This window comes from Sorangium sp. So ce117, assembly GCF_051524395.1.
GTDB classification, from domain to species: domain Bacteria; phylum Myxococcota_A; class Polyangia; order Polyangiales; family Polyangiaceae; genus Sorangium; species Sorangium cellulosum_B.
Window position 1 is genome coordinate 2,045,470 of sequence record NZ_CP150309.1, and the last position, 24,145, is coordinate 2,069,614.

Annotated in this window: 13 protein-coding genes; 5 read left to right on the top strand and 8 right to left on the bottom strand. The window is 73.3% G+C overall.

The genetic code is table 11. The annotated features are described in order from the left end of the window. Positions 1–33 precede the first annotated feature (33 nt). Together WMF46_RS07725 and WMF46_RS07730 are read right to left on the bottom strand one after the other, a co-directional pair. A complete protein-coding gene (locus WMF46_RS07725) occupies positions 34–1,341 on the bottom strand; it encodes an efflux RND transporter periplasmic adaptor subunit (RefSeq protein WP_437985024.1) in 1,308 nt (435 codons plus the stop codon). After that, the gene (locus WMF46_RS07730; protein ID WP_437985025.1) at positions 1,338–4,505 is read right to left on the bottom strand and encodes an efflux RND transporter permease subunit; all 3,168 of its coding nucleotides are present in this window, start codon (positions 4,503–4,505) and stop codon (positions 1,338–1,340) included. The genes WMF46_RS07725 and WMF46_RS07730 overlap by 4 nt, the downstream gene beginning before the upstream one ends. Positions 4,506–4,631: 126 nt before the next feature. Here WMF46_RS07730 and WMF46_RS07735 point away from each other — a divergent pair, with 126 nt between their 5' ends. Continuing rightward, positions 4,632–5,615, top strand: coding sequence for a LysR substrate-binding domain-containing protein (locus WMF46_RS07735; RefSeq protein ID WP_437985026.1), 984 nt, complete (start codon positions 4,632–4,634; stop codon positions 5,613–5,615). Between the two features lie 30 nt (positions 5,616–5,645). Here the strand turns inward: WMF46_RS07735 and WMF46_RS07740 are convergent, their stop codons facing one another. From WMF46_RS07740 to WMF46_RS07755, 4 genes are all read right to left on the bottom strand, one after another. Next, positions 5,646–7,814 carry a substrate-binding domain-containing protein gene (locus WMF46_RS07740; protein WP_437985027.1) on the bottom strand — a complete coding sequence of 723 codons (2,169 nt, stop codon included), beginning with the start codon at positions 7,812–7,814 and terminating at the stop codon, positions 5,646–5,648. 314 nt (positions 7,815–8,128) lie between these two features. Next, positions 8,129–9,199: a hypothetical protein gene (locus tag WMF46_RS07745; RefSeq protein ID WP_437985028.1), complete on the bottom strand. Its 1,071-nt coding sequence runs from the start codon at positions 9,197–9,199 to the stop codon at positions 8,129–8,131. 272 nt (positions 9,200–9,471) lie between these two features. After that, positions 9,472–10,539, bottom strand: coding sequence for a hypothetical protein (locus WMF46_RS07750; protein ID WP_437985029.1), 1,068 nt, complete (start codon positions 10,537–10,539; stop codon positions 9,472–9,474). Between the two features lie 321 nt (positions 10,540–10,860). Further along, positions 10,861–11,448: a hypothetical protein gene (locus tag WMF46_RS07755; protein WP_437985030.1), complete on the bottom strand. Its 588-nt coding sequence runs from the start codon at positions 11,446–11,448 to the stop codon at positions 10,861–10,863. Between the two features lie 572 nt (positions 11,449–12,020). Between WMF46_RS07755 and WMF46_RS07760 the strand changes: the two genes are divergently transcribed. Continuing rightward, positions 12,021–13,703 (top strand): hypothetical protein, encoded by a 1,683-nt coding sequence (locus tag WMF46_RS07760; RefSeq protein ID WP_437985031.1) that lies wholly within the window; start codon positions 12,021–12,023, stop codon positions 13,701–13,703. Positions 13,704–13,762: 59 nt separating this feature from the next. On the opposite strand, the gene WMF46_RS07765 is transcribed toward WMF46_RS07760, so the two are convergent. After that, positions 13,763–18,745, bottom strand: coding sequence for a sigma 54-interacting transcriptional regulator (locus WMF46_RS07765; RefSeq protein ID WP_437985032.1), 4,983 nt, complete (start codon positions 18,743–18,745; stop codon positions 13,763–13,765). Positions 18,746–18,843: 98 nt separating this feature from the next. Here WMF46_RS07765 and WMF46_RS07770 point away from each other — a divergent pair, with 98 nt between their 5' ends. From WMF46_RS07770 to WMF46_RS07780, 3 genes are all read left to right on the top strand, one after another. Beyond that, positions 18,844–19,545 carry a hypothetical protein gene (locus WMF46_RS07770; protein WP_437985033.1) on the top strand — a complete coding sequence of 234 codons (702 nt, stop codon included), beginning with the start codon at positions 18,844–18,846 and terminating at the stop codon, positions 19,543–19,545. A 112-nt stretch (positions 19,546–19,657) separates the two neighbouring features. After that, positions 19,658–20,194: a hypothetical protein gene (locus WMF46_RS07775; protein WP_437985034.1), complete on the top strand. Its 537-nt coding sequence runs from the start codon at positions 19,658–19,660 to the stop codon at positions 20,192–20,194. A gap of 328 nt (positions 20,195–20,522) precedes the next feature. Continuing rightward, entirely contained in the window at positions 20,523–22,673 is a 2,151-nt protein-coding gene (locus WMF46_RS07780) for a substrate-binding domain-containing protein (protein ID WP_437985035.1), read from the top strand. A gap of 29 nt (positions 22,674–22,702) precedes the next feature. Here WMF46_RS07780 and WMF46_RS07785 read toward each other — a convergent pair whose 3' ends face one another. After that, a complete protein-coding gene (locus WMF46_RS07785) occupies positions 22,703–24,037 on the bottom strand; it encodes a M28 family metallopeptidase (RefSeq protein ID WP_437985036.1) in 1,335 nt (444 codons plus the stop codon). Between the last annotated feature and the right edge of the window lie 108 nt (positions 24,038–24,145).

The window sequence follows — 24,145 nt, forward strand, 5'->3', positions numbered from 1 at the left end:
TCACGCAGGAGCTCGACGCGATCGAGGCTTACTTCAACGGTTCGGCCCGCCCGGAGGCGGGGGCGGCGGCCCTTCAGGGAGGATCTCGACCGCCATCCCCTCGGTCAGCTCCGCGCTCGCGAGCTTCACGACCCGCTCGCTCCCGTCGAGCCCGGTCGACACCTGGATCGTCGCGCCCGTGTCGCGCTCGACGACGATCGGCGCGAAGCGGATCCTGCTCCCGGGGTCGATGACGGCCACGCGCAGCCCCTTGGCGTCGTTGTAGAGCGCCGTCGCCGGGATCTCGAGCACGCGGTGCGGCGTGGGCAAGGTCAGCGCGACCTCCGCGTACATGCCCGTGAGGAGGCGGCCGTCGGGGTTCGGCACCCGCACCTCCGTGTTCATCGTCCGGGTCGCCGGGTCGAGCGCGCCGGCCGTGCGCGCGATCGTGCCCTGGAACGGCTGCCCCGCGAACTCGCGCACCGTGACCTTCGCCGGCGCGTCGACCCGCACGCTGGGCGCCACGTCCTGCGGGACGCCCACGAAGACGCGCACGGGGTCGGTCGCCGCGACGGTGAAGAGCGGCGTCCCGTTGCCCGCCGTGACCAGCGCCCCGCGCTCGGTCGTGCGCGAGGTGACCGTCCCCGCGAACGGCGCGGCGACCTTCGCGAACTTCTTCTGATCCAGGATGCGCTGGACGTTCGCCTGCTGCGCGGTGATCGCCGCGCGCGCCACGGTGACGCTCGCCTCGGCGACGTGCGCCTGCCCCTGCCGCTGCTCGAGCTCCTCCTGCGGCGCCACGCCCGCGGGGACGAGCTGCTCGTAGCGCTTCACGCTCGACCTCGACAGGTCGCGGTTGGCCTCGGCCTGCACGAGGCCGGCGCTCGCCTGCACGAGCTGCGCGCGGGCCTGCGCGAGCTCCTGATCGAGCTCGGGCGTGTCGATCTCGGCGAGGATCTGCCCCTCATCGACCTTGTCGCCGATGTCCGCGGTCCACCTCCGCACGTAGCCGCTCACGCGCGGGTAGACGACCGTCTCCGCGAGGGGCTGGATGCTGCCGGGCAGGACGAGCGCCCGGTCGCTCGACACCGGCTGCGGCGCGACGACCCCCACGCGCGGGGCCGCGCCCTCGGCGGCCCGGGCGCCCTGCTCGAGCGCGGCGCGGGCGCTGCGGCGGGGCAGGTAGGCCGCGGCGAACGCCGCCCCGAGCACGACGACGAGGCCCACGCCGAGGGCGAGGCCGCGGGTCCTCGTCAGCACGGCGGGCGGCGGCAGATCGAACCCGAGGTCGTCGGCGGGGCTGCCCGGAGGCGGGGGAGCGGTGGTCGGGGGGGCAGCGGAGCGGCGGGCGGGGGAGCTCATAGGTCCTCTGCGAGCAGGTCTCTGGCCGGGGCCTTGTTCCGGAGGAGGCTGTACATCACGGGCACGAAGAAGAGCGTGCTCAGCGTCGCCACGAGGAGACCGCCGATGACCGCGCGCCCGAGCGGGGCGTTCTGCTCGCCGCCCTCGCCCAGGCCGAGCGACATGGGCAGCATGCCGAAGATCATCGCGAGCGCCGTCATGAGCACCGGCCTGAGGCGCGTCATCCCCGCGGCGAGGGCCGCGGTGCCCGCGTCGCGGCCCAGCTTGCGCTGGTCGTTCGCGAACGTCACCACGAGGATGCTGTTCGCCGTGGCGACGCCGACGCACATGATCGAGCCCATGAGCGCGGGCACGCTCAGCGTCGTGTGCGTCACGAACAGCACCCACGCGATGCCCGCCACCGCGCCCGGCAGCGCCATCAGGATGATGAGCGGGTCGAGCCACGACTGGAAGTTCACGACCATCAGCAGGTAGACGAGCACGACCGCGAAGAGGAGCCCGTAGCCGAGCCCCGTGAACGAGGTGTCCATGCTCTCGGCCTGCCCCTTGATGGTCACCTTCGTCCCGCGCGGCAGCTCGGGCCTGAGCTCGTCCACGACACGCGCGACGGCGCCCGCGACCGAGCCGAGGTCGGTGCCGTCGACGTTCGCCTGGACGTCGAAGGTCCTCGCGACGTTGTAATGGGTGATGTTCGCCGGCCCGGTCGCGCGCGACATCGACGCGACGTTGGACAGGAGCTGGGGGCGGCCGTCGCCTGTCGACAGCGGCGTGGCGTTCACGTCGTCGATGGACCCCATCGCGTACTGGGGCGTCTGCACGGCGACGAGGTACTGCACGCCGCGCTTGTCCAGCCAGTAGGTCGGCGACGTCTGCCCGCTCGACGAGAGCGAGACGAGCACGTCGCTCGCCACGTCGCGCTGGCTGAGCCCCAGCTGGTCGGCCATGGTGCGGTCGACGTCGATGCGGAGCTGCGGCCTCGCCGGCACCTGCGCGAGGTGGACGTCGACGGCGCCGGGGATCTTCTCCATGCGATCGGCGATCTTCAGCGCGACGGCGTAGGTATCGTCCTCCTTGCCGATCGGGCCGACCACCTGGACGTTGATGGGCGCCGCGAGGCCGAAGTTCAGCACCTGCGTCGAGATGTCGGGGGCGAGGAAGAAGAACGTCGTGTCGGGGTACGCCGCGTTGAGCCTCGCGCGGAGCGTCCGGACGTGGTCCGCGGTGGGCCTGTGGTGCTCCGCGAGCGCGATGAAGATCTGCCCGTCGGCCGACGAGATCTGCGCGCCCTCGCTGAGCGACAGGTTGATGCCGCTCGCCGGGATGCCGATGCTGTCGAGCATCGTGCGGATCTCGCCCGGCGGGAGCGCCCCGCGGATGGTCTCCTGGATGCGGGCGAAGCGCCGCTCGCTCTCCTCGAGGCGGGTGCCCGGCGGGCCGCGCACGTGGAGCTTGATGAGCCCCGCGTCGACGGTCGGGAAGAAGTCGCGGCCGAGGAGCGGGATCAGCGCGACCGAGGCGGCGACGAGCGCAAGGAACGCCCCGACGAACAGGGCGCGGTGCGCGAGCGCCCAGGCGAGCCACCCGCCGTACGCCGCCCGCAGCCGGTCGAAGGCGCGGTTGAACGCGGCGAAGACGCGCCCGAAGAGGCCCTTTGGAGCGGCGTGGCCGTGCGCGTGCTCCGCCGCCTCGCGCTCGAGCAGGAGGCGCACGAGCGTCGGGACGAGCGTCCGCGACAGGAAGTACGACGTGAGCATGGCGAAGACGACCGCCATGGCCATCGGCACGAAGAGCGACCGCGCGGCGCCGGTGATGAAGGCGACCGGCACGAAGACGATGCAGATGCAGAGCGTGGAGACGAGCGCCGGGACGGCGATCTCCTGCGCCCCGTCGACGATGGCGCGGAGGAACGGCTTCCGCTGCCCGAGGTTCCTGTGGATGTTCTCGATGGCCACGGTCGCGTCGTCGACGAGGATGCCGACGGCGAGCGCCATCCCGCCGAGCGTCATCACGTTGAGCGTGTGGCCGAGGGCGTTCAGCGCGATGATCGAGACGAGGATCGAGAGCGGGATGCTGAGGACGACGATGAGCGTGCTGCGCCAGCTCCCGAGGAACAGCACGATCATGAGCGCCGTGAGCCCCGCGGCGATCAGCGCCTCGTGCACGACCCCGGAGACCGCGGCGCGGACGAACACCGACTGATCGAAGAGCAGCGAGACCTTGAGCTCCTTCGGGAGCTTCTCGAGCGTGGCCGGCAGCATCGCGTGGATGCGCGAGGCGACGTCGAGCGTGCTCGCGCTCCCGTTCTTGAGGATGCTCAGGAGCACGCTGCGCTTGCCCTCCACGTGCACCATGTTCGTCTGCGGCGCGCTCCCGTCGCGCACGCTCGCGACGTCGCGGAGGGTGATGGTCCTGCCGTTCACCGTCCTGAGCGGCAGCTTCCCGAGCTCCTCGAAGGCCGCGGGGCTGCTGTTCAGGATGACGGGGTACTCGTTCTCCCCCATCTTCGCCGTGCCGGAGGGCAGGATGACGTTCTGCAGCCCGAGCGCCGCGTTCACGTCGCGCGGCGACAGCCCCCAGGCGAAGAGGCGCTGCGGGTCGATGTCGACCATGATCTGGCGCTGCTTCCCGCCGTAAGGGAACGGGATCTGCGTTCCCCGGATCGTGGCGATGTCGGCGCGGATGAAGTTGACCGCGTAGTCGAAGAGCTGCTGCTCGCTCAGCGACTCGCTCTCCAGCGCGGCCTGTAGAATCGGCACGTTCGAGGCGCTGTAACGGATGATGAGCGGCGGGCTGATCCCGGGCGGCATCTGGCGGATGGCGGTCTGCGAGATCGCCGTGACCTGCGCCGTCGCGGCCTCGATGCTGGCGCCGGGCTGAAGGAAGATCTTGATGATCGAGATGCCGGTGAGCGACTGGCTCTCGATATGATCGATGTCGTTGACGGTCGTGGTGAGGAAGCGCTCGTAGTTGTTGACGATGCGCTTCTCCATCTCCTCGGGGGGGAGGCCGCCGTAGTTGAAAATTACGGACAGGACCGGGATGTCGATGTCCGGGAAGATGTCCGTCGGCATCCGGGCGACGGTGAACACGCCCAGGATGACGATCAGCATCGACATCACGATGAACGTGTACGTGCGTTGAAGCGCGATCCGGACGAGCCACATGGGCCAATTCCCGTCCCCCTCCGGAGCGCCCCGGCCGGGGGTGGCGCCTGAGGGCAGGCTCCGCATTTAGGGTGCCCTTGACGTTCGTCCAATCTATTCTTTCGTATCACACGATACCTTCAAGGTATGGATCTACGCCACCTCCGGTACTTCACGGCCGTCGCCGAGGAGCGGCACTTCGGCCGCGCGGCGCAGCGGCTCGGCATCGCCCAGCCGCCGCTGAGCCGGCAGATCCAGGATCTCGAGTCCGAGCTCGGGTTCTCGCTCTTCGATCGCTCGCGGCGGCGCGTCGAGCTGACGCCCGCGGGCGCGGTGCTCCTCGCCCATGTCCGGCGGGTCTTCGACGCGCTCGAGCTCGCGGTGCACGAGGCCCGGCGCGCGAGCGTTGGCGAGACCGGGCGCCTCGTCGTCGGGTACCTGTCGTCGCTCGCCTACAGCGGCATCACCGAGCTGGTCCGCACCTTTCGCGGGGAGCTCCCCGCGGTGGAGCTCGCGCTCCGCGAGATGCCGCCGCAGGAGCAGATCGAGGCGCTGAAGGACGGGCGCATCGACGTCGGCTTCGTGAGGGCGCCGCTCCACGACGCCCGGCTCGCGTCCGAGTGCGTCCGGCGCGAGCCGCTCCTCGTCGCCCTGCCGGCCGACCACCCGCTCGCCGCGCGGAAGCGCATCCCGCTCGAGCTCCTGTCGCGCGAGCCGTTCGTCGTGTTCCCGCGCCAGCGCGGGTCGGCCTTCTTCGACCTGGTGATGGGGCTCTGCCGCGCGGCGGGCTTCTCCCCGCGCATCGCGCAGGAGGCGCTGCACCTCGACATCCTGAGCCTTGTGGCGGCGGGCTTCGGCGTCTCTATCCTGCCGGAATCCATCAAGAATGTCGGTCGCAAGGGGCTCGCGCTGCGGCCGATCGTGGGCGCGCCGTCGACCGATCTGCTCGTCGCGTGGCGCGCCGACGACGCCTCCCCCACGCTCCGGCAGTTCCTGTCGTTCGTGCGGCGGGTCGGCGTCAGCAAGGGCAAGCCGCGCGCGGCGCGCGGCGCGCCGGGGGAACCTGGGGAAGGCAAGCGCGGCCGCCGTCCCCGCGGGGCCGCCGCGGCGAGGCCGGACGCAGCGGAATAGCGGAGCCGCGGCGCGGCGCGCGCCGGGGGCTCAGGCCCGGGGGACCCGCGGCGCGTCGAGCGGCTGCCGCTTGCGGCGCAGCGCCGAGAGCGCGCTGCCGAGGGTCTGGTGGAGCGTCATCCCCTGGAGGTCGATGCCGAGGCGGATGAACCCCTGCGCGACCTGCGGCCGCATCCCCACGACGATGACCTCGGCGCCGAGCAGGAGGGCGGCGCGGGTCGTCTTCATCAGCGACGCCGCGACCTGCATGTCGGCGAAGGGCACGCCGGTGATGTCCATCAGCAGCACCTCGGCTTCCTTCTGGCTGAGCTCCGCGAGCACCACCTCGAGCACGTGGCGCGCGCGCTCCAGATCGATGGCGCCGACGAGCGGCACGAGCAGCACGCCCTGGTCGAGCGGGATGACCGGGCACCCGAGCCGGCGCACGTCGTCCGCGAGGGCGCGCTCGCGCTCGTAGGCGGCGCGCGCCTGCTGCTCCTGCTCGATCAGCGACTCGATCAGCGACGCGCGCTCGAGCGCCGCGGTGAGCATCGCCACCCACATCTCCATGTCCCGGTGATCCAGCCCGAGCGGGCTGCTCACCGGGGCGCAGACGGCGAGGATGCCGCGATCCTCGCCCTCGCTGCGGAGCGGGATGAGCCGGAGGACGTGGTCGTCGCGCCGGGCGGCGGCAGGCAGCCAGTCGCCGCGCGGGAACGCCTCGGCCGCGACGCGCGCGCCCGCTTCGGGCGTGGCGGCCGCCGCGCCGGGGGAGCAGCTCTCGACGACCCGCAGCAGGGGACCCGTGTCCCCGGGCGCCTCCCACACGGCGAGGCAGCCCCAGCTCATCTGCACCGCGGAGAGCCAGCTCAGCTTGCTCCCGCCGCTGCCCCCGTCCGCCAGGAGCGTCTCCCGGATGACGAGGTTGATGTCGAGCAGGCCGTTCAGGTAGTCGGCGCGGGCCGCCTCGATCGCGACCCGGCCCTCCATCATGGCGCGCCGGGCCGCCCGGATGTACGCCGCGACGCGCCGCTCGGCGGCGGCGTCCCCCGCGCCGCGGAGCATCTTCTGGCCGGCCCGCTCCAGCCGGTCGATCATCTCGAGGAGCTGGTCGATGTCGGGCATCTGCTCCGCGGCCTCTCGCCAGGCCCTCTCCAGCGCGGCGGCAGCGGGGCCGGGCCTGCCCCAGACGGCCGCCTCGAGCCCGAGGACCACCTCGGTCGCCCCGGGCCAGGCCTCTTCCGGCGGCGAGCTCGGATCGAGGGCGGTCGAGGCGCTCGCGAGCGCGGCGAGCTCCCGCGCGAGCGCGCCGGCCGGCGCGGCGGCGCTGCGGGCCGACGCGGGCGCGCTGGCCGGCGCCGCGGCGCTGCGGGACGACGGGGGCGCGTCGCGCTGCGCCGGGGCGGGTGAGCAGCCGCAGGAGCGGCGCAGGACCAGGGTCGTCGGCGCGATGTGCCCCGCGCAGGGGAGCTCCCGTCCGGCGAGGAGGTCGATGAGCAGCTCGGCGGCCGTCCCGCCGAGCCGGTCGAACCGCTGGCGGACCGTCGTCAGCGGCGGCGAGGCGTACCGGGCCGCCTCGATGTCGTCGAACCCGACGAGCGCGATGTCCTCGGGGACGCGGATGCCTGCCTCGGCGAACGCGTCGAGGACCCCGAGCGCCTCCTTGTCGGCCGACAGGAACATCGCGGTGCAGGTGACGCCCTCTTCAAGCAGGCGCCGCACGGCGAGCCGGCCGCTCGCCCGCTCGTTGTTCGGGAGATCGAAGACGAGGTCGGGGTCGAACGAGATGCCGCGCTCCTCGAGCGCGTCCCGGTAGGCCTGGAAGCGCTGCCGGATGTCCTCGTGCGCCATGTGGCCCGCGAAGACGATCCGCTCGTGGCCGTGGTCGAGCAGGTGGCGTACGGCCGAGAGGGCGCCACCGTGGTTGTCGGGCAGGACGTAGGGACAGCGCGCGTCCTCGTTGGCGCGCGCGCTGAGGGTCACGACGGGCCGGCCTTCGTCGAGGAAGGGCTCGAGTTCCGCCGCGTCGATGAGCGCGATCCACCCGTCGACCTGGTCTCGCGCGAGCCGCAGCCTGTGGACGTCTCGCGGGGACGCCCTGATGGCGAGCACCCGATATCCGGCGCGCGCGGCGGCCGACTGGATACCGCCGAGAAGCTCGCAAACATAGCTGCCCCAGATGTCGGGGCACATGATGCCGATGGCTCTATCGAGCGACATGGTGGCAGCATCCTCGGTGGTCCTCAGCGCCCGCGTTCCGTCGTGACGCGATCACAAGCGCAATCTGGTAGCACGCGACACCCGTGTGGCCATGCCGCTCAGCGGCGCGCTCGCGGCGGGAGCGGGAGCTCGTCGTCTCGCGCTCCCGCGTTCCCGCGTCCTCACGTCCGGCTCCCGGTCGCCTGCTGATGGCCGTGCTGTGCGGCAAGCGGCGCGAGTATCGGATGGACGGCGATGCTTGTCAGCTCCGATTGTCGCGCGCCGAAGGGCGCCGCGGCGGGCGGCCTCATGGGGCCCGCCCCCGCTGGCCCATGTCATGGTCTGCCCTGCCCGGACTCCGAACCGCACGTGTCGTCCTCGGACGAGCACACCTTGCCTGTGCGCAGGTCCACGAAGTACCACGCGAGCGTCATCAGCATCGGGGAGGTGTTGCACGGCGGGGCGAGGTGCATCCGGACGTGCGCGCTCGCCCTGTCGACGTTCTCGGGCCGGAAGGCGATGCAGGAGGCGCCGGCGGGCCCTCGTTGCTTCAGCGCCCAGGCCCTGGCCAGGAGGACGGCCCTTTGCCCCTTCCGCTCCAGGTCCTGAAGAAATCGCTCGATGGGCACGTAGGCCTTGCCGTCGTGCCACATCGCCGCGCCGCGCCGCATATCGACGCGGAATCGCTCCGTGGCGCAGATGCGGCTCGCCGCGGAGCACGTCTCGCCGGCCCGGGCGACGAGATCGAAGACGTGGCCGTGGGACGCCTCCAGCGTGAGCGAATCGACCCCGGACCACTTCCATTCGAGCAGCTGGCCGAGCGCGGTGACCGCCGGGTGATGGTCCCGGTACCAGCTCGCCTTGAACGCCGCGTAGCCGCGGAGCTCGCCGTTGTCGTCCCACGAGAGCTCGCGCGTGCGCCTGTCGACGCGGAAGCGCGCGAGCCGCTTGCGGCCGTCGGGCGAGAGCACGGACACGTGGAGGTGCGTGGCCGTCTCGTCCTCGACGTGCAGCGCGGTCGTGCCTTCCCAGGTGATGGCGTCGTCGATGAAGCGCTTCTCCAGCGCCGAGACGGCGGCTCTCAGGGACTCCTCGCGCGCGGCGAAGAACTCGCGCATCGGCCGGGGCGTAGCCTCGTCCCACCAGCGCACGGTGCCAGCGCGCCTGTCGACGGCGAACGTGGCGAACGGCGCGAGGCGCGCGCTGAACGGAGCGCACTGGACGGGGCCGCGCTCGCGCCGGTGCAGCGCGACGATCGCCAGCCCGGCTGCGTCCTGCTCCGGCGCCAGCTCCCAGCACTCCGCCGGCCGCTTCTCCACGCTCACCCGCGGCGTCAGCCACGTGTCTTGATCGTCGGCCGCGCCCGATCTCGGGGCGGCGAAGAACGGGGCGAGCGCTTCTCTCACGAGGTCCGTGGCGTCGTCCGCCGGGGGGGCCGTTGGGGGGGCTGTTGAGAGGGCTATTGAGAGGGCTGTGGGAGCGCCGTGCGTCACGGGCCGCGCTGCCGGCCGAGGTACCAGAGGTCCTCTCGCCTCGGGCGCGGGTGCCGCGCACGCCGTGAGCGCGAGCGACAGGCAGGCCGCGCAAGAGAGGGCCAGTCCGCGCAGGCGCCGCCTCGCCGGCCGCGCGATCGCCGCAGCGAGCCTCCTGCTCTCGACCGTGCCGCTGCCCGGACCTCTCATGGCTTCACCCTCGAGAACACGCGCTCGACGCAGCGGTCAGCGCCCTGCTTCGCCAGGAGGACGTGGGTGGTCGCGGTGGACCGGGCGAGGCCCGGGCGCGTCAGCCACAGCTCCACGTCCTCGCACTTCGTGGCATCCTCCCCGTCGGGGCCCCCGCACGCGCCGAGCTGCGGTGTCGACGCGAGCCCTGGCAGCGCTGCGCGCAGCTCCCGGTGCCAGCGCTCGCCCGCGGACGGCGACGCCGCTGGGCAGAGCCAGCGCTCGGCCTCTGCCCACTCGAGCCCGAGCCAGGCGTACACGAACGACTCGGCGTCAGGGGCGAGGGGCGGCGCTCGACGCACGCTGTCGCCTTCCACCGTGTAGCGCGCGGCGAGGGCGTCCCAGCGCGGGTACCATGGAAGGAAGGTCGGGTCGCCCGTCCAGCGCAGCGTGAAGCCCCCGGCGGACACCGCGAGGGTGTAGCCGGCCGGCATGTGGAATCGGAGGCTGTTCGCGAAGGCCGCGCGCGGGTGCAGCGGGTCCGTTCCCTCCAGCAGCACCCTCGTGGTCAGCGTCCTCCAGAGCGAGACACAGGACGACTCCGCGCTCGAGACGGCCAGCGCCCAGCGCCCCTTCGGTCGGCCCGCAAGGAAGCCATAAGACAGCCGGTTTCCCTCCGACGTCCACTCCGACGGATCGCTCTCGTGAGCGAGCGCGAGGCGAAAGCCCGCCCGGCCCCGCTCGAAGACGTAGATAGACGAGTCCTCGCCGCACGGGACCGCGAGCGTGAGGAGCGCGACCCGGAGCTCGGGGTGCGCCGCGGGCTGCTCGACGCGGAGGTCGAGCAGGCTGCCCCACCGCCGTTCCTCGCCGGCGGGGGGGACGCCGAGCCGCCCGAGCTCCGCCATCGCGCGCGTGCGTGCGGCGGCCGGCGCGCCCTCGGCCGCGTCGAGCGCGCGCCCGACGACGCCTCGGAGCTCGGCCTTCAAGGCGCGGAGCAGCGCGGGAGCTCCCGCGGGGGGCGCGCTCAGCCCGATGCCTTCCGCGCTTGTGTCGAGCGCGGCGAGCGCCTGCATCGTGGCCACGACATCGGGTGGAAGCGGCGCTTCGCCCGGGGCTGGCCCTGGCGGCGGCGCCGGCGTCCTCTGGCGCTCCGCGGGCAGCGGGCGCGGTGATGTTGAGTCTTCCTGCCGAGGCGGCGCGGGTGACCGGCGCGCTCCGCTCACGGGTGGAGCTCCGCTCCCAGGTGGAGCGCCTCCCGTGCAGGCGAGTTGCCAGAGCAGCACGGCGGCCAGAGCGCCGCCTCCGGCGCGCAAGCGAGGAACTCGGGATGGGCTCGGGGACATCGGCGCAGCCTAACGCCGATCCCGGGTTTCCGATTCCTTCGGCAGCGCCTTGGTCGCGGCTCAGGTCCCGTGCGGCGAGTGTTGCTCGGAGTCGCTCGAAAAGAGAAACGCCTGCTGCTCGAGGGCCACCCGCCCCTTGCGCTTTGGCCGGCGCGGCGGCGCCCCGGACTCCGTCGGCTCGCCCTCGGTCTGCTCGGCGCAGCGCGGGCAGACGGCGGGCGGCTCCGGCGCCGCGATCTCGAGCCGGGGCGGCGAGGGGGGTTCTGGCTCCGCCTCGGGCTGCGGCGGTTCGACCGGATCCGCCCGCTCGATCTCGGCGCGACCGCGCGCGTGCTCGGCGGTGACCAGGGCGCGGAGGGCGCGGGCGGCGGCGCGGTGCTCGGCGGCGGCCCGGCGCAGGCGCGCGACGAGCTCCAGCGCTGCCCGCGGCGGCGCGTGGAAGCGTGCGCGCTCGCGGTGCGCGCAGCCGTCGTGACCGCCGCCGCTGCTGCCGCAGTCGATGCAGATAAGGCCGAGCGAGATCGGCTCTCGGACGGCGGAGCTCGGCTCGTCCGCCGCTGTGTCGTCGGGCGGGATCGCGTCGATGGGTTCCTCGGCGGGCGGCAGCTCTTCGACGACGACGGCGGCGGCGGCCTTGCGGGGGCGCATGCCGATCGGCTAGCAGATCATTGAACGGATGTACAGGTGCGCCTGGCGCTCGCGGCGTGGTGGGCCGTACGGGCTGGCGGATGCCTGGGGAAGGCGGACCACGTCACGAACCGGACGAGGCGGCGCGCCATCTCCTCCGCTTCCTCCACCTGGCAGAGACGCTCGTGACGAGGAGGCGGGGTGGAGGGCTCTATCTCGCGAGCGGAGAGAGATTCAACGCAAAGCGGAGAGAGATTCAACGCAAAGGCGCAAAGGCGCAAAGACGCAAAAAGGCATGGTATTTGTTCTTTATTGCGTCTTTGCGTCTTTGCGTTGAAATCTCTCCTCGGAGCCCTGGCTGGACTCCTGATGGGTGCAACTACGCGCACTTCACCGGGCTCGAGCCCGATCTCTCCCCGAGGAACTCTTACGCCTGCTATCAGGGCTACTTGAACACCAAGCGATTCTATCCGGGGGCGGTTGAGACGTACGGCAGGCTCGGGAACCTGTACCGCGCAATCTCTCCGAGCGCGTGACCCCGACGCCGTCGCGGCGCTGCGTCCGGCTGGGAGCCGACGTGGTAGCCTGCCGGCATGATCCTCCCCCTCGCGCAGAGGAGTGCGCTGCCCCGGCCAGCCCGCCGCGTCCGGTTCGCGCGCGCGGCCTGCCTCGCCGGGGCGGCCGCGGCGTGTCTCGCGCTCGGCTGCCAGGGCATCCTCGGCATTCACGACGTCTCGCACGACGGGGCCGGCGGTGACGGCGGCGCTGGCGCCGGTGGCGCCGCCGCGTCGGGCGGAGGCGGAGGCGGCGACCTGTCCGCGCATGGCAGCGGCGGCGGGGCGCCGCAGGCGGGCTTCTCGATCGCGCTCGACTCGGCGGCGGCGCGGGTGGTGCGCGGCGGCTCGGCATCGCTCACCGTCGCCGTCACCCGCTCGGACGACTTCGCGGGCGACGTCGAGCTCTCGCTGTCGGGCCTGCCGAGCGGCGTCACGGCGAGCTCGGTCGTGGTCCCGGGCGGCGAGGCCACCGGCGTGCTCACGCTGACCGCGGAGCCGCTCGCGGAGGTCGGTGGTGCCACGCCCTCGCTCGTGGCCAGCGCGCCCGGGCTGGAGGATCGGGAGCTGCCGGTCTCGCTGCTCGTCGCCGATCCGCCGGGGGCGCTCGATCAGTCGTTTGATGGCGATGGAATCGCGACCAGCGGAACGCCCCACGAGGCGCGCGCCATCGTCGTCCAGGAAGACGGCAAGATCCTCGTCGCCGGCGTCGACGGAGAGACCTGGGGTCTCGCTCGCTTCCTGCCGAGCGGCGCGCTCGATCCGGAGTTCGGCACAGCGGGCCTCGTCGTCGGCCAGGAGGGAACGGTCGAGTCGCTGGCCCTCCAGCCGGACGGGCGCATTCTGGCCGTGGGGACGCGGAACGGCCAGCTCGCGGTGGTCCGGTTCAACGCGAGCGGCGGGACAGATCAGGCCTTTGGCGCCAGCGGGGTCGCGAGGCTCGATCCTGCCTTGATCAGCGGCTCGGAGGGCTTCGACGCCGCCGTCCAGAGCGACGGCTGGATCATCGCCGCCGGCGTCGGGAAGCCGGGCAACCGCGGCATCGTCGTGCGGTTCTCTTCCATGGGCGATGTCGATCGCGACTTCGGCGGCTCGGGCATCGTCTCGTTCGAGAACCGCCCGCTGCACTCGGTCGCGCTCGGAGAGAACGGGCAGATCGTCGCCGGAGGAACCGAGCGGGACGCGGGCCCGACCTTCCTTGCGGTGCGGCTCGATCGCGACGGGGCGCTCGATCCCGGCTTCGGAACGGGCGGCATCGCCTATCTCTCGCAGACGCCCTACAACGATAACGACCTCGTCCTCGGGAGCGACGGCAAGCCGATCCTCGTCGGATACGCGCTCGACGGCGTGAACCACTATGCCTTCGCGCGCTTCAACGCGGACGGCTCGGCGGACACGACGTTCGGCGAGACTGGCATGGTGAACGCGAGCGGCGCAGAGAATCCCTATGTGCGGGGCTACGGTGTCGCCCTCCAGGCCGACGGCAAGATCCTCGGCGCGGTCGCGGGCGGCACCGTGAACTCCGGCATCACGGCCTCGATCCTGCGGCTCCTGCCGGACGGCTCCAGGGACGCCGGGTTCGGCGCCTCGGGCGCCGTCGTGCTCGACGACCATCCGGACCAGAACTACCTCTACGCCGTCACCGTCCAGCGCGACGGCCGCATCGTGGCCGCGGGGAAGCGGTCGAACCTCGGGCTCATGGTCGTGCGCATCTGGGATTAGCCCCCTCGCTCGGCGTGGGGCGGCTGGTCGCTGGCGCCCTGCTCACGCCGGCCTGCCTCTCACTCCTCCCGCAAGAGCCCGTATCGCGCGAGCTTCCGGTAGAGCGTCATCCTCGGGATCCCGAGGCTCCTCGACACCTCGCTCACGTTCCAGCGGGAGAGCTCGAGCGCGGCGCGGATCCGCTCCTCCTCGGCGCCCTGGTACTCGGCGCGCGACCGGCCCCGCGGCGCGGGCGCCGCCGCCGGCAGCTGGATGTCGGCGGCGCCGATCTCCGGGCCCGGCGAGAGCACACACGCGCGCGAGAGCACGTTCTCTAGCTGCCTCACGTTGCCGGGCCAGCCGTACGACGAGAGCCGCCGGAGCGCGCCCCGGGACAGCCGGAACGCCGGGCGGCCCTGGCGCGCCGCGAGCTTCTCGACGATCACCTGCGCGATCGCCGGGATGTCGTCCGGCCGGTCGCGCAGCGGCGGCAGGCGGATCTCGATGACGCTGACCCGGTAGTAGAGATCCTCGCGAAAGCGCCCCCGGGCGACCTCCTCCCGCAGATCCCGGTTCGTCGCGCAGACGACCCGCACGTCGGCCACCGAGACGCTCCGGTCCGACCCCACCGGGCGAATCGAGCGCTCCTGGAGCGCGCGGAGCAGCTTCGCCTGCACGCCGAGCGGCACCTCCCCGAGCTCGTCGAGGAACAGCGTCCCGCCCCGCGCCGAGACGAACAGCCCGCCGTGATCGCGGACCGCGCCGGTGAACGCGCCCTTCACGTGGCCGAAGAGCTCCGACTCGAGAAGCGCCTCCGGCAGCGCGGCGCAGTTGACCGCCACGAACGGCCCGTCCCGCCGGGGCCCGCCCGCGTGGATCGCGCGCGCGACGAGCTCCTTGCCCGTGCCGCTCTCGCCGGTCACCGTCACGGTCACGTCGCTCTCCGCGACGCGCTCGCAGAGCGCGAGCACCGCGCGCATCGGCGCGCTCCTCCCCGCGATCTCCGGGAAGTCGCGGCGCGCGTCCGCCCGGGTCCGCTCGAGCTCGTGCGAGAGCCGCTCGATCTCGTCGGCCTGCGAGCGCATGAGCTCCGCGACCCGCCGCTGCTCCTCCTCCAGGGCCCGCGTGCGGTCCCGGAGCTCGGCCATCAGCCTGCCGTTGTGCAGCGCGACCGCGATCTGGTCCGCGAACGCGCCGAGCAGATCCGCGTCGCCCTCCGCGAACTTGCCGCGCTGGAACCGGTTGTCGAGGTAGACGGCGCCGAGCACGGCGCCGTGCGCGCGGATCGGCACGCACACGATCGACCGGAGCCGCAGGCCGTGCACGGACGCGTTCCCGTGGAACCGCTCGTCGGCCAGCGCGTCGACCGTGAGCACCGCCTCCCCGCGCTCGACCACCCGCTTCGCGATCCCGTGGCTGAACTTGAGCTGGCTCTTGCCGACGCGCTCGCGATCGAGGTTCCGCGCGACAGCGACCTCGAGCCTGCCCTTCGCGTGGCCTCCCGGTTCCGGCGACGGCGACGGCGACGCGAGAATCACGAACCCCCGCTCGGCGCCGGTCAGCTCGATGGCCGCGTCCATGGCGAGGCGGAGCACCTCCTCTGCGTCGAGCGTCGAGCTCAGGCGCCGGTTCACCTCGAGCAGCTTCAGCACGAGCTCCATGCGGGCCCCCGGCGGCGCGGGCCCGCCGCGGAGCGCGGCCCGCCGGGGGTGCCGCCAGAAGACCTCGGCGAGCTCGGCGGGGAGCGTGCTCCCGATGCGCTCCCAGCACTCGAGCGCGGCCGTGCGGTGCCGCTCCGCCAGCGCCGTCGCCGACCGGAGGCGGAGCACCGCGGCGGACACCTCCTCGTGCTTCGCGTGGAGCTCGAGCTGCGAGACCCTCGCCACGAGGCCCGCGCCCCGCTGCACCTCCGCGAGGGCCGCGCCCGTGTCGCCGCGGGCCAGCGCGAGCTCCGCGCCCGCCGTCGCGTGGCGCAGCGCGAGGTCCGCCGCGTCGGCCTCCCGGAGCAGCGCCGCGGCCTCGGCCAGCCGCGCGCCCGCCGCGGCCCTGTCCCGCGCCGCGAGCGCGACCTCCGCGGCGTGGATCACCGCCTCGCACGCCTCGCGCTTCGATCCGCGCGCCGCGTGGCCGGCGCGGGCCTCCTCGAGCAGCCGCGCCGCCTCGCCGAGCGCCCCGCGCGCGGCGGCGATCTCCGCCGCGAGCCCGAGCGCCGCCACGGCGATCTCCTCGGGGGCCCTCGGGCCCTCGGGCGCTCGCATCCGCGCGACGGCGAGCTCGGCGCGATCGAGCAGGCCGACGTCCGCGTGGATCTTCGCGAGGTTGAAGCGCAGCGTCGCCTCGGTCCGCTCCTTGGCGAAGGCGATCGCCGCCCGGAGCCCGCGCTCGTAGCAGCGCAGCGCCGCGCCCCAGTCGCCGAGCTGGTGCCTCGCCGTCCCCAGGTTGAGCGCGGCCGTCGCGAGCAGGTCGCCGAGGCCCTCGGCCTCGGCCAGGTCGAGCGCCTCCTGGAACCCGCGCGCCGCGAGGGCCGCGTCGCCGGCGCGGTAGGCGTGGAGCGCGTGGTAGCTGAGCGTGCGGGCGCGGGCGCGGGGCGAGCCCGACGCCGGCCGCAGCGCGACGGCGCGCGCCAGGCTCTGGAGCGCCCCGGCCTGGTCGCTCAGGTACCCGAGCGCGAGGCCCAGCGTCTCGGCCAGCTCCGCGGCGGCCTCGCGCGCCTCGCCGCGCCCGAGGCCGCCGTCGACCTCGCGCGCCTCGCCGCTCGCGGGCGCGCCCTCGACCTCGCGTGATCCGACCGCCGCGAGCGCCCCCTCCGCCTCGCGCCGGGCCTCGTCGTAGCGGCCGAGGCGCAGCAGGCAGCGCGCGGAGAGGCTCGCGAGCCGCCCGCCCCAGGGCCCGGGCGAGAGGGACCGCGCGCGCCCGAGCTGCCAGAGCGCCCGCTCGACCTTGCCGAGCTTCTCGTAGCAGCGCGCCGCCCGGTACGAGAGCTCTGCGCCGACGTCGGCGGGCGGCCGCGCGCGCGTCGCCCGCGCGAGCAGCGAGAGCGCGCGCCGCGGGTCGCCGGCCGCCTCGATCGCGGACGCCGCGGCCACGAGCGTCCGCGGCGCCGGCAGGACCTCGCAGGCGGCGTCCGCCGCGCGCACCCAGGCGCGCGGCGCCCACTCGAGCATCGGCCCGGACGCGGCGAGCGCCCGCCGCGCCGCCTCGTGGTCGCCCGCGAGCACGAGCGCCCTCGCCCGGTCCGCCGCGCGCTGGCTGCGGAGCGCCGGGGCGAGTGCCGCCTCGTCGGCGCCGGCGAGGTGGGCCGCCATCGCGGCCGCGATCTCGCGCACGACGCCTGCGTCGAGCCAGGGCAGGATCGCCCTGGCTTGCCCGGGCTGGCCGAGGCGGAACCCCTCGCCGTCGAGCCGCGCGAGCCCCGCGGCCTCGAGCGCGTCGAGCGCCGCGCGCCCCACGCCGAGCGCGGCGGCGGCCTCGGGCCCGAGCGGATCCGCGACCGCGAGCGCCGCGAGGGCGCGCGCCTCGCCGCGGTCGAGCGCCGCAACGCGCCGTCGCCAGAGCTCCGGGGTGCCCGTCGTGTGGACGAACCTGTCGAGCTCCGCCTCGCTCAGGCGGCGCTGCGCCAGCGCGGCGCAGAGCTCCTTGAGCGCGCGCGGCCGGCCGCCGCTCGCGCGCAGGAGGTCCGACGTGCGCGCCGCCGTGGCGAGGGGCGCGGTCCAGACCCGGACCGCGTCCTCGCCGAGAGGGCCCAGCGGGAGCTCGACGACCGCGCCGCCGCCCACGTCGAGCCGCTCCGCGGAGGCGATCAGCCAGAGGACGGCGTCGGTCGGATCGGTCGATCGCACGAGCGCCTCGAGCAGCGCCCGGTCGTGCGCGCCCAGCCTGTGGGCGTCGTCGATCGCGAGCACGCGCGGCCGGTGCGGCGCGGGCAATCCGCACGGATCCCGCACATCGCGCGGATCCCGCGGGCCGCGCGCCGCCTCGCCCTCGCGCCCGCGCGCCCCCGCGAGCTCGCCGCGGGCCCCGAGCAGCGCGTCGACGCCGGCCGGGAGCGCCGCGCCGCCGAGCGCCCGGACCAGCAGCGCGCGCAGCGGATCGTCGCCGCGGGGCGCGCCCTCGACGACCTGCGCGCGGAGCTGCGCGCGCCACTTGAGCTCGCGGAACAGCCGCGATTTGCCCGCGCCCTCCTCGCCCGTGACGATCACCGCGCGCGGACCGCGCTCGCCGCGGAGCAGCGCCTCGAGCGCCGCGCCGAACGCCTCGACCTCGCGCTCCCGGCCCACGATCTCGCCCGGCTCGCTCACGACGGCGGGCGCGCGCCGCGGCAGGCCGCCGGCGGAGAGGGCCTCGAGGACCTCCTCGACCCCGGAGGGGCGGCTCGCCGGATCCTCTGCGGTGAGCCGCTCGGCGAGGCGGCGGACGGCGGCGCTCGGCGCCCCGGAGAGGAGCGGGAACAGGGCCTCGAGCGTCCGCCCCACCGCGAAGAGATCCGAGCGCGCGCTCGGCGGGGCTCCCCGGAGGAGCTCCGGGGCGAAGAACCACGCGGTCCCCGAGAGGTCCCCCGCGTCCGCGCGCATCCTCCGCGCCGCGCTGAGGTCGATGAGCACGCCCGCGCCGTCGTCCCGCACGAGGACGTTCTCGGGCTTGAAGTCGCCGTGGACGATGCCGGCGCCGTGGAGCCACCCGAGCGCGTCGAGCGCGTCGAGCAGGACGGGCAGGGCCGCGCGGAAGGCGCGCCCCCGCGCGTGCTCGGCCAGCGTCCGGCCGCGGATGAGCTCCGTCGTGGCGTACGTGAGCGGCTGGCCCGGCGCGCCGCCGGACGTCGTCCGGGCGAAGTCGTACGCGCGCGGGAGGCGCGGGTGAGCGCAGGCCGAGAGCAGCGAGAACTCCCGCCGGAACGCCTCGAGCGCGCCCGCGGAGCCGAAGCTCAGCGACTTCATCGCGACGTCGCGATCGAAGAGCCGGTCGCGCGCCTCGTAGACCGAGGCGAGCCCGCCGCGCCCGAGCGCGCGCACCACCTCGTAACGGCCATCCACCACGGCCCCTGGCGCAATGCCGTGGTGTACCATCGATACAATATGGTACAGAATGGTACAAAAGGGGCCCACGATCTCCGCGGAAAGCAGCGGATCGCATTGGCGCGACTCTTGAACAGAGGGGCGGCGTGATGCGCTGGCTTGCGGTCCTTCTCGTTGCTTGCGCCGCCGGGTGCGGGGTGAACCCCATCCCGGAGCCGCCCTTCGAGCGGCCGCCGGCGCTCGCCGGCGACGTCGTCGGCGCGGTGTGCGACGAGTGCGACGGCGCCCCGCTGGAGCTCACCGGGGCGCCCGGGAGCGTGACCGACGCCGACGTGGTCTGGGCGGTGAACCTCGATGGGACCGCGCCCCCGGTCGTCGCGCCGGTCGCGGGCGACGGCAGCTTCGCGCTCGACATCGACGGCCTCCGCGGGAACGAGCTGCGCCTCCAGGCGCGGCGCGGCGCGCTGCGCTCCGAGCCGGTGGACCTCATCGCCGCCGCCGGCGCCCTCGAGCCGTCGCCTCGCCCGCTCGCAGGCTGCTTCGAGGTCGAGCGGGAGCTCGCCCTGCCCGAGGCGGCCGCCGGCGCGACGTCCAGCGGCGCCGTCGCGCTCGCGCACGCCTGCGGCGCGCCGATCGCTATCGACAGGATCGCGCTGCGCGCCCCGGCGCCCGAGTACAGCCTCGAGGGAACGGCGGCCCCCGTGGTCCTCGAGGCGGGGAGCGCCGGAGAGCTCCGCGTTGTGTACCGGCCGACCGGCGCCGCCGCGCGCGAGGAAGTGGCGCTGATCGAGGTGTCTTCACCGGAGGTCTTCCGGAGGGCGGTGACGCTCTTCGTGCCCGGCGCTCCCTGAGTCGATTCCAGTTCTCCGCTCCTCCGGGAGGCTCGAGACGGGCCTCGCGGGGGAGCTCGCATCTCCCAACCCACACGAGAAAGATACGGAGACCACCATGCGAGCCTGTGCCTTGTTGCTTCTTGCGGCCTCTTCGATCGTCGGACTGCTCGGCTGTCACCCTCCCACGGGCGGCGGCGGCGGGGCGTGCCCGGACCCGAGCGATCCGGGCGTCCACTACGTCTCTCAAGATCCGGACGAGTGCGCGCTCATCGACTTCGTCTGCGCGGAGGGACAGCGGCTGATGACCGAGCCCGGGTGCGGCTGCGGCTGCATCGACGAGGAGCCGCCTCCCCCCGCGTGCCCGGACCCGGGTGATCCAGGCGTCCGCTACGTCTCTCACGATCCGAACGAGTGCGCCCTCATCGACTTCGATTGCTCACCGCCCGAGAAGCTCTTCGGCGGCGAGTGCGGCTGTGGCTGCGTCGGCCCCACGCCGGAGACCTGCCCTGACGCCGCGGATCCCGACGTCCGCTACGTCTCTCACGATCCGGAGTACTGCCACCTCGTCGACTTCATCTGCGCGCCCGGAGAGGAGCAATTCTCCGACGCGTGCGGCTGCGGCTGCGTCGGCCCGGCGCTCCCCGTCGGGCGCGCTCAAGGCAAGTGACCGCGCCCGCGGTCTGCAGCCCTGAGAAAGCCGCTCGCGCGGCCGCCCTGCGCGCCTCGCAGGGCGAGCCCGCCGCGACCTGAAGCGCTCCCATCATCGACCTCACCTCCTGTGTGGGGCTCCCCACGAACATCGATGCACGGCCGTCCTGCGCAGCCGGCGCCGCGCGCAACCGCTTCGGGCCGAAGCGGCCGCTCCGGATTGTTCACATGCGCGCACCTGTCGCGCGGGATCGAGGGACGGCCGGTCGACGCGCGGACGTTCTTGAGTCGTTTCATCGAGGACGGTGATAGGCTCGCCTGGGGATCAGGGGGCGAACGCGACCGGGATGAAGACTGGGCCTGTCGATCAGCGCACATCGAAGATGATCGGCGTCGCGTCGGTCTTCCTCGACAATTCCTTCAACGCCACGGCCTTTCAAGGCATGCACCGCGCCGCGCGAGCCCGAGGCTACGAGCTCCTCCTCATCTACGCGACGCCTCGGCGCGTCTTCGAGCGCAACGTGGCGCTTCACCAGGTGGCCGGCTGGATCGCGATGTACAACATCGATGGTCTGGAAGAGCTGCTCTCCGATGGGAAGCCGGGCGTCATCTTCTGCGCGCCCCCGCTCGGAACGCGCTGCCCGGTCGTCCGCGCGGAGAACCACGATTCGATTCACGTGGTCGTCGATCACCTCATCCGGCTCGGACATCGTCGGATCGCTTACATCGGCATGACGGGATCGGACGATTTTCACGAGCGGAGCAGGGAATTCGATCACGCGATGCGCGCGCGCGGGCTCGAGGCCGACCTCAACCTGCTCTCCGAGTTTCATGAATGTACGATCTTGTATACCGAGCAGCGCTTCCACGAGCTGCTCGCGCGCAATGGCAAGTTCTGTACCGCGCTCGTGGCGGGCAACGACGAGATGGCGATTGGCGCCATCAACGCGATCCGTGCGCACGGCTACCTCGTGCCCGAGGACATCGCCGTGGTGGGGTTCGACGACATCAACGCCGCCCAGCACTGCGATCCTCCGCTCACCACGGTACGGCAGGACCCGGCGCTCCTCGGGAGCATGGCCGTCGAGCGGCTCATCGACTTGCTCGACGGCATCCCCCCTCGTGAGCTCGTGACCCGCGGTCCGGCCGAGCTGGTCGTGCGTCGCTCGTGCGGAAGCGGCCGCGCCGCGTGGAACGCCGCGCCGGTCGCGCCAGCGATCGAGGCGCCGGAGGGGGACTGGCAGCAGGCGCTGTCCCGCCAGATGAGCCTCCTCCTGGACGGGTGGGAGCGCCCGCTGCCCGACGGCGCGCCGATCGGCTGGCCCGAGGCGGAGGTGATCGCGCAGGGCCTCGGCGCGGCGCTCGCCGGGGAGGAGCCGCTCGACGTGGGGACGCTCCAGCGCGCTTTCTCCGCCGGGGTCGCGCAAAACGACAAGATCGAGGTCCTCCTCGCGGCGGTGAAGCTCGTCGAGCAGACCGCCGCGCGGCGGCTCGCCGGCGCGCCGGAGCCGGAGGCCGCGCGCCGGCTGGAGACGTTCCTCGACCGCGTGCGCCTCGCGCAGCAGCGGGCCCTCGCCGCGTGGGAGCGGCGGAACGTGAAGAGCCTCGAGCGGCTGGTCCGCGCCAAGGTGCACATGAGCAGGCTCCTCGCCTCGAAGCACGCATGGACCGAGGAGCGCTTGGAGTGGCTGGCGCAGACCTCCATCGGCGTCGGGTGCATCGCGCTCTGGGCGGATGCGTCGGACAAGGCCGAGCCGGAGTTCCTCGTCCACTCCGTGTACCCGTGCGCTACGGACCTGACCGCGCTCGTGGGCCAGAGGTACCCGGCCAGCCACTTTCCGCCGCCCGCCCTGCGCGCGGCTTCCTTGCCGGACGAGCCGGGCGGCTATCTCCTGCTGATCCCGCTCGTGAGCGCGACGCGCGACTGGGGGACTCTGGTGCTGGGAGGGCTGCACCTGGAGAGCTTCGTGGAGAACCTCCATCCGCTGGCCATGTGGGTGTCGCTCCTGCTCGCCGCGTTCGAGCACCACGACATGGAGGCCACGCTTCAGGCGGAGCGCGACATGCTGGCCGCCGCCTACGAGCGCGAGCGCGCGCTGGCGAGCACGGTGCGGGAGCTCGGCTGTCCCGTCATCCCGCTGTTGCCCGGGGTGCTGCTCATCTCGCTGATAGGCGCGATCGACGCCACGAGGGCGCAGCAGATCATGGAGGCCGCGCTCTCTGGCGTCGCGCGAGAGGGAGCCCGGTGGGTGCTGCTCGACGTGACCGGCGTGCCGTTCGTCGACGAGGCGATCGCGGCGGCGCTGGCGCAGACGGCGCAGGCGACCCGGCTGCTCGGCGCGCGCGTGAGCCTCGTCGGCGTCGGGCCCAGGATGGCGCAGGGCATGGTCGGCCTCGGGATCGACCTGCACGACATCTCGATCTTCCAGTCGCTGGCCGCCGCCATCAGCGAGCTGACCAGGCCAGAAAAGAAGACGAAGGCGATGCGGTCAGAGTAGCGCCGCAGGAAGCGCCGAGATCGCTCGAGTCACTTCATCAGGAGCCTCACCGCCGCGCGCCCGGCGGCCTCGGTCAGCCGCCGCATGTAGTCCCAGTTGAGCTGATCGACCCGGTCGCAGCGCTGGTGGTAACAGGGGTTGCCGTCATCGCCGAAGAAGTCCTGCGATATGGCCACGGCCGGCGCCCCATAGCGCCAGAACGCCGCGTGATCGCTGCGGTTCGTGCAGGCGTCCACCCGGGTCAGGCCGAGCTCGCCGTCCGACGCGGCCTCCTCGACCAGCGCGGCCAGATCGGACGACGTGTTCTCGTTGCAGTGGATGACGTGATAGTGCCCGTCGTCGTTGGAGTCGTAGCCTGTCATCTCCAGATCCAGGACGCCGACCACCTGATCCATCTGCCCGTTCCGGTAGAGCTTGCTCGCGTAGGCCCGTGAGCCGAGGAGCCCGTCCTCCTCTTGATCGAAGGCGACGACGCGGAGCCCGATGCTCAGCTTCGCGTCCTTCAGCGCGTGGGCGATGGCGAGCGACGACACGATGCCTGAGCCGTCGTCGTCGGCGCCCGCGTTGCTCATGGAGTCGTAGTGCGCCGAGAGGATGAGGACGCGCGACGGATCGGCGCCGGGCCTGTCCGCCGTCAGGTTGACGCCCTGGCTCCAGCCGCTTTGATAAGCGTGCTCCTCGACGGTGAACCCGATCGCCTCGTATTGCTGGCGCATCCAGGCGCGGGCGAGCGCGCGTCCGTCCTCGGAGCCGCGCTCGCGGATGACCGCCGAGCGGCCGCCGACGGTCACGGGCGCGGCGCCGGAGAGCTCCTTGAGCCGCGCCTCGAGGAACGCGGCGTCGATGTGGAGCTCGGGGAGCTCGGCGGCGTCGCGCCCGTGACCGTCGAGCCGCGCGCGCGTCCCGGCCGGAGCGCGGGTCTTCTGTGCTCCCGGAGCGCGCGACAGGGCCACATCGTGCGTCCCGATCGGCTCCGCGTGAAGGCGGTGCGAGCCGAGCCAGTCATGGGGGTCGCGGCCCGTCGGGACGGCGACGGCGGCGATCCCCCCGACGCGCGCGCGCTCGCCCGGGAGCGCCGCGCTGGGCAGCGGCCCCTCCACGAGGTAGAGCGAGGCCCCGCGCTCTTCTCTCACAGTGACGCTCTGCCAGGCGTCATCGACGCTGGCGCGGGTCACGACGACCTGGCCAGTCTCCGTCGCGAGCCGGTTCAGGAACGTGCTGACCGTATCCTTGCCCACGTGCGAAACGTGGATTTCCCCGGCCGCCGGCGCGCCCGGATCTCCGGACGCGCACGACGTCGAGACGAGCGCAAAGGCGGCACCCAGCGCGGCGACGGCGCTCGAACGATTACGGCAGGTTGTCATGGCGTCTTCCCCTTTCGGCGACACCGTACGGATCTCAAACGAATTATCCAAGCACTATCTCGCGATGAGTCGAGCTTTGGATCGAATCGCGTCAAATGCAATGAGGGA

Bases quoted from the DNA above. Each gene is read 5' to 3' on its own strand.
- WMF46_RS07725 (WP_437985024.1), bottom strand. From the start codon at position 1,341: ATGAGCTCCCCCGCCCGCCGCTCCGCTGCCCCCCCGACCACCGCTCCC.
- WMF46_RS07730 (WP_437985025.1), bottom strand. From the start codon at position 4,505: ATGTGGCTCGTCCGGATCGCGCTTCAACGCACGTACACGTTCATCGTG.
- WMF46_RS07735 (WP_437985026.1), top strand. From the start codon at position 4,632: ATGGATCTACGCCACCTCCGGTACTTCACGGCCGTCGCCGAGGAGCGG.
- WMF46_RS07740 (WP_437985027.1), bottom strand. From the start codon at position 7,814: ATGTCGCTCGATAGAGCCATCGGCATCATGTGCCCCGACATCTGGGGC.
- WMF46_RS07755 (WP_437985030.1), bottom strand. From the start codon at position 11,448: ATGCGCCCCCGCAAGGCCGCCGCCGCCGTCGTCGTCGAAGAGCTGCCG.
- WMF46_RS07760 (WP_437985031.1), top strand. From the start codon at position 12,021: ATGATCCTCCCCCTCGCGCAGAGGAGTGCGCTGCCCCGGCCAGCCCGC.
- WMF46_RS07765 (WP_437985032.1), bottom strand. From the start codon at position 18,745: ATGGTACACCACGGCATTGCGCCAGGGGCCGTGGTGGATGGCCGTTAC.
- WMF46_RS07770 (WP_437985033.1), top strand. From the start codon at position 18,844: ATGCGCTGGCTTGCGGTCCTTCTCGTTGCTTGCGCCGCCGGGTGCGGG.
- WMF46_RS07780 (WP_437985035.1), top strand. From the start codon at position 20,523: ATGAAGACTGGGCCTGTCGATCAGCGCACATCGAAGATGATCGGCGTC.
- WMF46_RS07785 (WP_437985036.1), bottom strand. From the start codon at position 24,037: ATGACAACCTGCCGTAATCGTTCGAGCGCCGTCGCCGCGCTGGGTGCC.